The 11,961-nt window shown below is 63.0% G+C and carries 9 protein-coding genes; 2 read left to right on the forward strand and 7 right to left on the reverse strand.

The window, feature by feature from the left end; all coding sequences use genetic code 11:
* Nucleotides 1–34: 34 nt before the first annotated feature.
* The 6 genes from pgl to tkt form a co-directional block, all read right to left on the reverse strand.
* The gene (gene pgl, locus DYI20_RS05680; RefSeq protein ID WP_166769810.1) at nucleotides 35–934 is read right to left on the reverse strand and encodes a 6-phosphogluconolactonase; all 900 of its coding nucleotides are present in this window, start codon (nucleotides 932–934) and stop codon (nucleotides 35–37) included.
* Nucleotides 924–1,874, reverse strand: coding sequence for a glucose-6-phosphate dehydrogenase assembly protein OpcA (locus DYI20_RS05685; RefSeq protein WP_110110117.1), 951 nt, complete (start codon nucleotides 1,872–1,874; stop codon nucleotides 924–926). Before DYI20_RS05685 ends, pgl begins: the two co-directional genes overlap by 11 nt.
* A complete protein-coding gene (gene zwf / locus DYI20_RS05690; RefSeq protein ID WP_110110118.1) occupies nucleotides 1,874–3,469 on the reverse strand; it encodes a glucose-6-phosphate dehydrogenase in 1,596 nt (531 codons plus the stop codon). The genes DYI20_RS05685 and zwf overlap by 1 nt, the downstream gene beginning before the upstream one ends.
* 59 nt (nucleotides 3,470–3,528) lie before the next feature.
* Nucleotides 3,529–5,178, reverse strand: coding sequence for a phosphoglucose isomerase-related protein (locus tag DYI20_RS05695; protein ID WP_110110119.1), 1,650 nt, complete (start codon nucleotides 5,176–5,178; stop codon nucleotides 3,529–3,531).
* Between the two features lie 61 nt (nucleotides 5,179–5,239).
* Nucleotides 5,240–6,373: a transaldolase gene (tal, locus tag DYI20_RS05700; protein WP_110110120.1), complete on the reverse strand. Its 1,134-nt coding sequence runs from the start codon at nucleotides 6,371–6,373 to the stop codon at nucleotides 5,240–5,242.
* Between the two features lie 84 nt (nucleotides 6,374–6,457).
* Nucleotides 6,458–8,617, reverse strand: a complete 2,160-nt coding sequence (gene tkt / locus DYI20_RS05705) for a transketolase (protein WP_122549068.1) — start codon at nucleotides 8,615–8,617, stop codon at nucleotides 6,458–6,460.
* Nucleotides 8,618–9,042: 425 nt separating this feature from the next.
* Between tkt and DYI20_RS05715 the strand changes: the two genes are divergently transcribed.
* A complete protein-coding gene (locus DYI20_RS05715; RefSeq protein WP_110101062.1) occupies nucleotides 9,043–10,041 on the forward strand; it encodes a heme o synthase in 999 nt (332 codons plus the stop codon).
* Nucleotides 10,042–10,154: 113 nt separating this feature from the next.
* Nucleotides 10,155–10,697, forward strand: coding sequence for a Cpe/LpqF family protein (locus DYI20_RS05720; RefSeq protein ID WP_147472534.1), 543 nt, complete (start codon nucleotides 10,155–10,157; stop codon nucleotides 10,695–10,697).
* A gap of 132 nt (nucleotides 10,698–10,829) precedes the next feature.
* On the opposite strand, the gene DYI20_RS05725 is transcribed toward DYI20_RS05720, so the two are convergent.
* Nucleotides 10,830–11,918, reverse strand: a complete 1,089-nt coding sequence (locus tag DYI20_RS05725) for a COX15/CtaA family protein (RefSeq protein WP_244924658.1) — start codon at nucleotides 11,916–11,918, stop codon at nucleotides 10,830–10,832.
* Between the last annotated feature and the right edge of the window lie 43 nt (nucleotides 11,919–11,961).

Raw genomic sequence — 11,961 nt, forward strand, 5'->3', positions numbered from 1 at the left:
TCTCAGCCCGGTCAGCTTCCGCCACATCCTGCAACTAGCCCTCAGACAGGGCCTGCTCATCCACCCACCACAGCGTTTCGACCCGTCCCCGCACCACCAGAGCCGGTAGCACCTCGTCCATCGCACGCTGTTGCCCGGATGCTGGTGGTGGCGTGTCAGCAGAGCGCACCGCACCCACCGGTCCGGCCTTGCCCGCTCCCGGGGCAAAAAGCCAGACGTTGTCGCCACTGTTCAGCGCTTCCAGGCTCAACGACAACCGTTCCGGCGGGGGCTTCGGCGATCCCGTCACCGGGATGACCGTGCGCCCGGTTATCGTGACACCCGGCAACCCCGGGAAGAGGCTTGCCACGTGACCGTCTTCGCCAACTCCCAGTAGCACCACATCAAACCGTGGCAGTCGCTGATCAACTCCGGGATCCCGCTCGGCTGCCGTTGCCAGCTCCGTGGCGTACTGCTCGGCAGAGGTTGCCAACACGTCGTGGTGGTCTCGGTCAGCATGCCCTGCTGTGGCAGCCGGCATGGGGTGAAACTGCTCCCGGCCGAGGCCGTAGGACGCAACGAGTGTGCCCACCAGCGCATCCCAGGCCTGTCGCGCATTGCGCTGCGCATCAGTCGCGTCCAGATAGCGCTCATCGCCGAACCACAACTGCACGCCCGACCAATCAGTGACCTGTCCCAAAAGGTTCTTCTGTGGATCCGCGAGCCGTTCCAGCAACCCTATACCGGAGGTTCCTCCGGTGAGCACGATCTGCGCCCGGCCACGCTGGTCCAAGGCCCGATTAATGACCGCCACCAGCTCAACAGCGGCCGCCTCGAGCAACTGTGCCTTATCCGGGAACACCGCCACAGTTGCTCCGGTACCTGTACTTTCCCGGCGCATGGCATGAGCGAGCCCACCGTGGTGTGATGCGGTTGGAGTGTCGTTATCGGGCACTGGGATGCACCGCCTTAATATTGGTAGCTGGCAATCCTTGGGCCAGCACGCGACCAAAGAACTCATCCGGGTCCAAGCGACGCAATTCTTCGGTCAAACACTCCTGGCGTGACCGGCGAGGCAACGAAATGCGCTGCACTTTCCGGTCCTGTTGATACAGAAAGGCCACCGGGGATTCCTCATTGCGCGCCAGCACGATGTCTCCGCCGCGCCGCACCAAACGCACCGATCGCAGCCCCGGACCAGTCCCGGTCGAAGCCAAGGTGACCGGGATCTGCAATTGCATCTGCAACCATGCGCCCATCAAAATCGTGGCCGCATTATTCTCGGCCCCGTCCACGGTCGCTGCCAGCACCGACGCCGGGTCGATCGTGTCAAAAATCGCCGCCACCTGGTTGCGCCACATGGTCAGCCGCGTCCACGACAGATCGGTATCCCCGGCCCGGTAGCCTTCACGAAGTAGCTTCAGAGCCGTCGGGGCGTCCACGCCGGTGGGTGCGCTGGTATCGACAATCCGGCGATGGGCGATCCGGCCCAGTGGTGACTCAGCCGGGATTGTGGGAGCCGTGCCGGGCCACCACACGACGATCGGCGCGTCGGGGAGCAGGAACCCGTTGATCAACGTCGCCGATTCCACCGCGTTCTGGCCCGAAGTGTAAAGCACCACCACGTCCGAGGCTCCGGCGTCGCCACCAACGCGGATTTGAGCATCAAGCCCGGTCTGCTTCCGCTGGTCGCCGGTAGCCAGCACCACGATCCGGCAGGGATGTTCCCGCGAGGCCTGGTTGGCTGCCTCAATGGCTTCTTCTACACTGTCCGCGGTGGTTGCAATGATCAGCGACAGTACCCGACCTAAGGCGACCACGCCACCAGATTCACGCAGCCGGCCGATCTCCTTCAGGACCTGATCGACGGTGGTATCGGATAGCTCCACAATCATTACGGTCTCCTCCAAGCGCGCCCGTCACGGGCCATCATGTCATCCGCTCCGGCCGGCCCCCAGGACCCTGGCTCATAGGGTTCTGGCTGGTCCGGTAACGACTCCCAGTACTGTTCAAATGGGTCCAGGATCCGCCACGACTGCTCGACCTCTTCGTGCCGGGGGAACAGTGGCGGGTCACCCAACAATACGTCCAAAATCAGGCGTTCATAGGCCTCGGGGCTGTCCTCGGTGAAAGCATGACCGTAGCCGAAGTCCATGGTTACATCGCGCACCGTCATCTGAGTGCCCGGCACCTTGGAGGCAAAACGGATCGTCACCCCTTCGTCGGGCTGGACTCGGATCACCACGGTGTTGTGGCCGAAGTCTGTGGTCCCGTGGGACGGGAAGATCAGATCCGGGCTCTTCTTGAACACCACCGCGATCTCGGTGACCCGCCGACCTAAGCGCTTGCCGGTGCGCAAGTAGAAGGGCACCCCCTCCCAGCGTCGGTTGTGGATCCCCAATTTGAGCGCGGCATAGGTCTCGGTCCGGGAATGGGGATCGAATCCCTCTTCGTCCAAAAAGCCCAGGACCTTTTCTCCGCCTTGCCAGCCCCCGGCGTATTGGCCCCGGGCCGAACAGTGTCCCAGGTCCTGGGGCACCACCACGGATTTGAGCACCTTTTCTTTTTCTGCCCGCAGATCATCGGCCCGGTAAGACAGGGGTTCTTCCATCGCGGTCAGCGCCAGCAACTGCAACAGGTGGTTCTGGATCACATCCCGGGCGGCCCCGACCCCGTCGTAGTAGCCGGCACGGCCCTCAATCCCGATCGATTCAGCCATCGTGATCTGCACATGGTCGACGTGTTGGGCATTCCACAACGGTTCATACAGCCGATTGGCAAATCGCAGGGCCAAAATATTCTGGACGGTTTCTTTCCCTAAGTAGTGGTCGATCCGAAACACGTCATCGGGGGAGAAGACCTGCTCGATCACCTCGTTGAGCTCCCGAGCCGAAGCCAGATCATGCCCGAAGGGTTTTTCGATCACCACCCGGCGCCACGGAGCCAGCGCAGTATCCGTGTCAGCACCGAGCTGTTTGCCAGCCAGCCCGTGATCGACCAGATGACGGGAGACCGTTTCGAACCACGCCGGCGGGATCGACAGGTAGAACGCAGTGTTGCCCCCAGTGCCACGTTGGTCTTGCAACTCCTCCAACGTGGCGGACAGTCGCTGGTAGGCCTGCTCGTCGTCAAAACCGCCCGAGATGAATCGGAATCCACCCGACAGCTGGGCCCAGACGATCTCGTTGAAACTCGTCCTGGCGTGTGCCCGCACAGAGGCCTGCACGAAGGCGGTGAATTCCTGCTGGTCCCAGTCGCGTCGACCGAACCCGACCAGGGAGAAACTCGGTGGCAGCAACCCGTTATGGGCCAGATCGTAAATGGCCGGCAACAGTTTCTTGCGCGCCAGATCGCCGGTGACCCCGAACATGACCATGGCCGAGGGTCCAGCAATCGAGGTCAGGCGCCGGTCGGCCGGGTCACGCAACGGATTGGTATGACGCGACGGGCGGGGCGGATCCTGGGGTGTTGCGGGCCATGCTGGTGCCACGTGTGCTGTGCCTTCCTGCTACGTAGGGTGTGTTGATCGGTGGTGATCGACAGATGCGGCTAGATCTGTTCGGCAGCGTTGATCAGGGTCTCGATCGCTGCCGAGCGGTCCTTGAGATGTATCCGCACCACCGGTTGTCCGGTTTCGGTCAGCACCGAGCCATCTCCGGCGGCTTGGGCGGTGATCAACTCTGCGAAACTGTAGTTCAGCCCCGGGATTTGCAGGTCGAGTTCGGAATCGGCGGTAATTTGAATGAACACGCCGGTGGCCGGACCGCCCTTGTGGAACTGTCCGGTGGAGTGCAGGAACCGCGGGCCCCAGCCGAAGGTCACCGGCCGACCGTAACGACGGGCCAGCGCCGGGCGCAGGCGGGTGAGGTGCTGTTGCCGCAACCGGTTGGTGTAGGCCTGCACCGCCAGGTAGCTATCGTCCTCCAGCACCGTACCGAGTACGGTGAACACTTCGGTGAGGATCTGTTGGGCTTCACCGGTGGCTTCCACATCGCCGAGCAACCCAGCCGGGCCGAATAGATCGAATTCGGCGGTGCTGATCTGGGGTGGTTCCGGTGTGGTCGGCTCGGCCAGTACTGCGCGGGTGGCGACCTTGGCCGATTCCACATCAGGCTGATCGAAGGGGTTGACCCCGATCAGGCTGGCTGCGGCCACGGTGGTGACCTCCCAGAACACTAGCTGGGCACCTAAACTGCCATAAATCTGCACCTCGTCGTCCCGAGGATCTTCCGGATTCAACGTCGCCTGGGAATCCCCGGGGTCGGCGATCAGGTGCAGATGGATCACGTCCTCGTCGTGACTACGGTTCTCCGCGGCACCGGGCTCGACGATCACCGGCAAGAATCCGGTCCCGTGTTTTCCGGTGGATTCGGCGATGAGCTGTTCAATCCAGTCCCCAAATCCGGGCAGAGCTTGATCAAAATTAGTGATGATAAGTTTATTGCGACTCGGCGCCCCGGCCCCCAAGACTGCGGCAGCCCGTAACGCCGGGTTGGTCTCGTCGTCCTCGTACAGACTGTGGGAAGCAGCCTCGGCATCGTCGACGATCGTGGTCAGCTCAACTCCGGCCAGTCCGGCCGGCACCAGCCCGAAGGCCGACAGGGCCGAGTAGCGCCCGCCAATGGTGGGATCGGCTTCAAACACTGCGGTGTACTGGTGGTCTCGGGCCAGCGACTCCAACGGAGATCCGGGGTCGGTGACGGCAATCAGGTGATCGCCGGGCGTCAGCCCGGCATCCTGCAGTGCTTGAGTAAACGCACGCCGGGCCGCGTCGGTTTCAGCCGTGGAGCCGGATTTGGAGGAAATCACGAAGACCGTATCGGCCACCCCGGCGGCCAAAATCGAGCCCACCAATTCCGGGTCGGTGGAATCCACCACATCCAGCCGGACCCCGGCGGCGCGGGCCATGACTTCAGCACCCAGCGAGGAGCCACCCATCCCGGCCAACACCACCCGGGTGATGCCCTTGTCAGCCAGCTGCTCGCGTAACTGGGTGATCTGTGGGATCAGCTCGAAGGCTGCGTCGAAGGGGTCGACCCAGCCCAGACGTTGCGACGCTTCAGCTTCGGCCTCGGGGCCCCACAGTGTGTGATCACGCTCCAACAGGCGGGAGGCGAAGTGGTTGCTGAGCAATTCCTCAACACGCTGGTCAACACCGTGGAGGGCGTTACCGGAAAGATTGATCCCCAGAGAATTCATCGTTGGCTCCTGTCGATACGGGGTGTCCGTGCGCTGAGATTGGTGGGAACGGGTGGATCGGTCAGGCGGTCTTGGCGCGGTCTAGTTGGTCGGTTACGGTGGTCCAGAGCTCTAACCACGCGGTCTCAAATTTGGCGATGCCCTCGTCTTCCAGGGTGGTGACCACCTGCTGGTAGTCGATCCCGACCTTCGCCAGATCGTCGAGGAGCTGATCATCGTCGGCAAAATAGGTCGAGATCTCTGGCTGGTCGACCTCCCCGTGATCGGCGAAAGCTTCCAGGGTAGCCAGTGGCATCGTGTTGACGGTGTGCTCGGCGATCAACCCCTCGACGTAGTACACATCGGAATAGGCGGGGTTCTTCGTGCCGGTGGAAGCCCACAGCGGCCGCTGGACTCGCGCGCCGGCATCGCGGAGATACCGCCACCGCTCGGTGTCCTGGGCGTTGATGAAGATCCGGTAGGCCAGCCGGGCATTGGCCAGTCCGGCCCGGCCCTGCAATTCCGCGATTCGAGCCGGTTCCAGGGCGGTCTGCTGTAATTGCGCGTCGATCTCGGTGTCAACCCGAGAGACGAAGAAGCTGGCCACCGAGTGGATAGTGCTCAGATCGCGTCCGGCCCGGTGGGCGGCTTCCAGCCCCAGCAACCAGGCGTTGATCACTTCCCGATAGCGCACCAGCGAGAAGATCAGGGTCACGTTCACCGAAATTCCAGCCGCCAAGACTTCAGTGATCGCCGGCAGGCCTTCAGTGGTGGCCGGGATTTTGATCATCAGATTCTCGCGTCCCACCGCGTCGGCCAGCTGGAGTGCCTGATCAATCGTGGCCTGGGTGTCCTTCGCCAGTCGCGGGTCGACCTCCAGCGAGACCCGACCATCCACACCGTGGGTGGACCGGTAGATCTCTGCAAACAGATCGCAGGCTTCGCGCACGTCCCGGGTGGTCAGTTCCCTCACGGCCCGTTCGGTATCGGCTCCCTCGGCGGCCAGGGCGCGCAGCTGGGACTCATAGCCGACCCCATCGGCCAGCGCCTTGGCGAAAATCGAGGGGTTGGTCGTGACTCCGGTGAGAGTGTAGGACTCGATCATCTCGCGCAACAGTCCTGAGGTGATCGCCGGACGGGAGAGATCGTCCAACCAGATCGAGACACCCCGGCCGGTGCTCAGCTCTGCGGTGCGGGGACTGGGTTGTACTGTCACGGGTTACGCTCGCTTTCTGCGTGGGACCACGCGGGATCAACGTCGTGCCGGCAGGCGGTCATCGCTCGGTGTTCGGTCGCCGGCTCACCCATCGCCGGATCCGCCACGCACCAGGTTTCTGGCGGCGGCCACCACCGCGTCAACGGTGATTCCGAACTGCTCAAAGAGGGTCTGGTAGTCGGCTGAGGCACCGAAATGCTCCAGCGAAATATGGGCGGCGTTTGGTCCGGTGTAGCGTTGCCAACCCTGGGCCACCCCGGCCTCGACCGAGACGGTGGGAACACCGGCCGGTAGCACCTCCGCCCGGTAGGTGGCATCCTGGGTGTCGAACCATTCCAGACAGGGTGCCGAAACCACGCGGGTGCCAATCCCGTCGGCCTCGAGCTGGTCGCGCGCTGCCACGGCCAGCTGTACCTCGGATCCGGTCGCGAGCAACACCACATCCGGCATAACGCTCTGCGGACCGCCAGCTCCTTGGGCATCAATCAGCACATAGGCGCCCCGGGCGACATGCTCCGCCGAGGCGAAGCCCCGTTCGTCCCTGGGCATGATCGGTAACGCCTGACGCGACAGCACCATCCCGGCCGGCCGGTCCGTGTGGGACAGTAGGGTTTTCCAGGCCACCGAAACCTCGTTAGCGTCGGCAGGCCGGATCACGTCCAGTCCGGGTATTGCGCGCAGGGATGCCAGGTGTTCCACTGGCTGGTGGGTCGGACCGTCTTCACCCAACCCGATCGAGTCGTGGGTCCACACGAACACCGAGGGGGCGCCCATCAGCGCGGCCAACCGGATGGCGGGTCGCTGATAGTCGGAGAAAATCAAAAACGTTCCCATATAGGCCCGGGTCAGCCCGCCCAGGTTCACGCCGTTAATGATCGCCCCGGCAGCGTGCTCTCGAATTCCGAAGTGCAACACCCGCCCATAGGGGTGTCCGCTGAAGGCTCCGGTAGACCGGCGTTCAGGAATGAAGCTGGGGTTGTCCTTCATGGTGGTGTTATTGGATCCGGCCAGATCCGCCGATCCGCCCCACAGTTCTGGCATCACATCGGCCAGCGCGTTGAGCACCTGGCCGGAGGCCGCCCGAGTGGCGATCCCCTTCTGGTCGGCGTCAAATACCGGGAATGCCTCGGCAAACCCCTCGGGCAATTTTCGGGCGATCAGGCGGTCATACAGGGCCGAGCGTTCCGGGTTGGCAGCCCGCCACACTGCTAGAGCCTCGTCCCATGTAGCCCGGTACTGGCCGTTGCGGTGTTTGACCTCGCGGGCGCGCTCGAGTAACTCAGGTTCAATGTGGAAGTGTTGCTCGGGATCAACATCCAGAGCGTGCTTGAGCCCGGTCAGCTCCTCGGGGCCTAGCTTCGAGCCGTGGATCGCCCCGGTGTTCTGCTTGGTCGGGGACGGCCACCCGATAATGGTGCGCAAGATGATCAGCGTGGGCCGCTGGGTTTCTGCTTTGGCCGCCACGATCGCCTGGTACAGCGACCTGGTGTCCTCAACGTAGTCACCCCCGGCCGTCCAGTCGATCTCTTCCACGTGCCAGCCGTAGGCCCGGTAGCGGGCGGCCACGTCTTCGCTAAAGGCGATCTCGGTGTCATCTTCGATCGAGATCTTATTGTCGTCGTAGATCACCACCAGATTGCCCAGTTCCTGGGTACCGGCCAATGAGGACGCCTCGGAGGTTATCCCCTCCTGCATATCCCCGTCGGAGGCGATCACAAACACGTGATAGTCAAACGGGCTAGTCCCGGTCGCAGCCTCGGGATCCAACAATCCGCGCAACCGACGCTGTTCGTAGGCGAAACCCACCGCCGAGGCGAGGCCCTGACCTAGCGGCCCGGTGGTGATCTCCACATGATCGGTATGACTGTACTCGGGATGCCCCGGGGTCTTCGAGCCCCAGGTGCGCAACGCTTCCAGATCGCTCATCTCCAGACCAGCTCCGGCGGCGAATAACTGCAGGTACAGGGTCAGCGAGGTGTGACCGGGGGAGAGGATGAACCGGTCCCGACCGTGCCAGCCGGCATCGGTGGGATCCCAGCGCATGACGTTCTGAAATAACTGCCAGGCCACCGGAGCCAGCGAGATCGCGGTTCCGGGGTGCCCAGATCCGACCTTTTCGACCGCATCAGCAGCCAGCACGCGCAGCGAATCGACGGTGCGCTGATCCTGCTCGGTATAGGTATAGTCTCGGGCCGGTTGGAGCCGGTTTAGGTGATGATGTGTCTGTGCATCTTGTGAGACCACGGAGGACCTTCCTGCAGGGTGAACTTGTGCGACGATGACTTTCCCTGCCACCCGGATCGTCTCCGGACAGGCTCTGGAGAAAAGTGCTGCGTCTTCAGCTTAGCGCCGATCGAGCCGTCCATGCGATGGATCATCCCGAAAACCAGCAGATCCCATCGGTTCGCCCCCAACCGATGGCCCGCACTAGACAAACCGGTCGCCGTAGCCGGCACCACCGGCATGGCAGGCACCATCAGCATGTCAGAAAACTCAGCACCGAGCTCAACCGGGTAGACTAGACACAGACACCAGACGACGAGAATATTAACCACGCGTCCCGACACCCACCGTGGCGGTATCTGCTGGCATCACCACACCTCATCTGCCTGACTGCATCATCGCGACGTGGGCCAAGACCGCACCCTACCGAATCGGACTCACGATAGATGTCGACTTCCGTTAAAAGCACTCAGCAGACCACACCGGGTTCCGCCTCCGAAACCACCTCACGGCCAGGCTCGATCGGTCTGAAGCGTAAGATCGCCGCCTACGTGTCCTTGACCAAGCCCCGCGTGATGGAGCTGTTGCTGGTCACCACGTTGCCAACCATGATCTTCGCCGCCCAGGGCTTCCCCTCGGGGTGGCTGATGCTAGCCACCATGGTCGGCGGTGCCGCGGCGGCCGGGTCTTCGGCCGCGTTCAACTGCTACATCGATCGCGATATCGACAAGGTGATGGACCGCACCCGATCCCGGCCGCTGGTCACCGGTGAGGTCACCCCGCGCGAAGCCTTGATCTTCGCATCGGTGCTGGGCGCGATCTCCTTGGTCATCCTCGCGGTCGGCACCAACTGGCTGGCCACCGCGCTGGGGGCACTGGCCATCTTCTTCTACGTGGTCGTCTACTCCCTGATCCTTAAGCGCCGCACCGAACAGAACATCGTCTGGGGCGGGATCGCCGGCTGTTTCCCGGTACTGATCGCCTGGGCGGCCGTGCGCGAGACCATCGAATGGCCAGCCGTGGTGCTGTTCGCGGTGATTTTCTTATGGACCCCTCCGCACTACTGGCCGCTGTCGCTGAAGTACAAATCCGATTACCGGCAGGCCAACGTCCCCATGCTGGGTGCAATCGCCACCGCCCGGAAAGTCTCCACCCAGTGTGTGCTCTATACCTGGGCGACGGTGATGTGTTCGCTGTTGCTGGTGCCGTTGGGGTGGGCTGGTGTTGTCTACACCGTGATCGCGGCAACGGTGGGTGGCTGGTTCATCTATGAGAGCCACGTTCTTTACCGGGAATCGCAGAAACCGGATTTTCAGGACAAACAGGCTATGAAGGTCTTCCACTTGTCGATTACCTATTTGACCCTGCTGTTCATCGGCCTGGCCATCGACCCGTTCGTGGGTGAGCCGCTGATGGCCGAGGCCGTGACCGCCCCGGCGCTTTAGCCCCGATAGACCGGGTCTCGGTCCGGTACGGTTATCGCTCCGGGACAGGCTCGGTCGCTGTGGGCACGCTGTTGCAGGTCAAGCTGTTGCAGATAGCAGATAAAGGACTCATCGTGACATTCAGGTACCGTGCCGTACACTCTCCGCACACCGCGACGTCCGTATCCGGATGCGCGCACCGTGGGCTGGCCTTGCTCGCTGGGCTGGCGCTGGTGGGCTCTTTGGGGCTGAGCGGTTGCGTCGAATCCGAGCACCGCGAGGCCACCCCGGATGGCAATGCCGCCCCCACCCATGTCGCACCCGACCACTTTCCGGACAACCAACTCGGCGACACCGGGCGCTGGATCCTGAACCAAATTAACGGCAACCGCGCCATTGACCGCTCCGACTGGTACGACCGGGTGGCCCCTGAACTGACTGAACAGATCCCCGTCGACTCGTTGGTGGGCACCCTCAATGCCGAGCTACGCCCCCAGAAGCCGTATGTGATGACCCACTACGAACAGACCGACCAGGCTAGCGCGATGATGACGTTGACTCCCGATATCTCCGCCCAGCCACTGGATCTGCACTTCAGTATCGACGAGGCCGGACGACTCACCGAGCTGTGGTACCGCGATACCAACGATCCGAGCGCCAGCGCTGATCCCAGCTAAGGTCTGGCCTCCCCACTCACCGACACCGGTCTGGCCTGTCGGAAGGTGTGATCCTGACCCACCATCAAGGGGTGCAGGAGGGAAAGCGGGTGTTAGCGGGCCGGGCCGGGAGAGGCGCCTTCGGCCTGGGCGTCAGCCACCAGATTGGCCGGGTCCATGTTGGCCGCGAATCTCGGAGAGCGGGGATCCACCAGAGCGGGGATCCACCACAGTGTCGTGCCAGGAATAGGACGAGCATTGCCGATCCATCATATTGGTCATCAGCCACGCTAGGAGCCCGGTTCCGAGCATGTGCCCCAGCACGGCCACGATGGGCAGACCGTTAAAGTGCTGATAGTAGCCCACGCTGGCCTGCAGGACGATCACCGCAACCATGGCCCAGACGCTGATCCGCTGGCGCTGGGAGGACGCCAACCGATGCACCAACACCAGCAGGACGATCACCACGGCGATCAGCAGGTAAACCGGGATGACGTGCCAGCGGGTCACGATCGCCGGATCAAAATCGTGGCGGGGCGCTTCGGCATCTCCGCCGTGGGGGCCCGAACCGGTGACGACGGTGCCGAGGATCAAGGTGATCCAGCCCAGCACGAAAGCCGCACGTGCCAACCCGCGGGTCGTGGCGGTGGTCTCGCCATCCACCAGGGACGGGACCTGCTCCACCTCGCCGCCGCCGATGCGACGCTCCAGTCCCACCCGGTTGACCAGTAGGGCGGCCAGGCAGACCAAGAAGCTCGATAACAAGAAGTGCAGGGAGACCACCCAGGGGTTCAGCTCGGTCAGGACCGTCATTCCACCGATCACCGCTTGCCCGGGAATGCCACACAGCAGAATAATCGATAGCCAGAAGATTGCACGGTAGGTGGCCCGCAGTCGCCAGATCGCCAACAGCATCAGCACCGCGACCGCGGTGAGCACAAAGGTCAGCGTCCGATTGCCGAACTCGATATAACCGTGGATTCCCATTTCGGGGGTGTTCGTCAAAGACTCGGGGGTACATTTCGGCCAGGTCGGACAGCCCAGCCCAGATTCGGTCAGTCGCACCGCGCCACCGGTGACGATAATGCCGATTTGAGTTATCAGTGAGGCCACCGCCACCGCCATGGTCCACCCGGTCACCGAGGTGGGCATCAACCAGTCTTTGGTCCGCTGGAGCGGGGACCGGGACGTTTCAGTATGGTGCTGAGTGTGGACATCATCCCGCAGCGCGAAACCAGACACGTTGATCAACCTCTTTCAACATTCGGCCCAGGGGTCACGGCAA

This window comes from Auritidibacter ignavus, from assembly GCF_003703835.1.
GTDB lineage: Bacteria > Actinomycetota > Actinomycetes > Actinomycetales > Micrococcaceae > Auritidibacter > Auritidibacter ignavus.

Excerpts from the sequence above, each read along its gene's own strand:
- DYI20_RS05685 (WP_110110117.1), bottom strand. The coding sequence starts at position 1,874 with ATGATTGTGGAGCTATCCGATACCACCGTCGATCAGGTCCTGAAGGAG.
- DYI20_RS05715 (WP_110101062.1), top strand. The coding sequence starts at position 9,043 with ATGTCGACTTCCGTTAAAAGCACTCAGCAGACCACACCGGGTTCCGCC.
- DYI20_RS05695 (WP_110110119.1), bottom strand. The coding sequence starts at position 5,178 with ATGAATTCTCTGGGGATCAATCTTTCCGGTAACGCCCTCCACGGTGTT.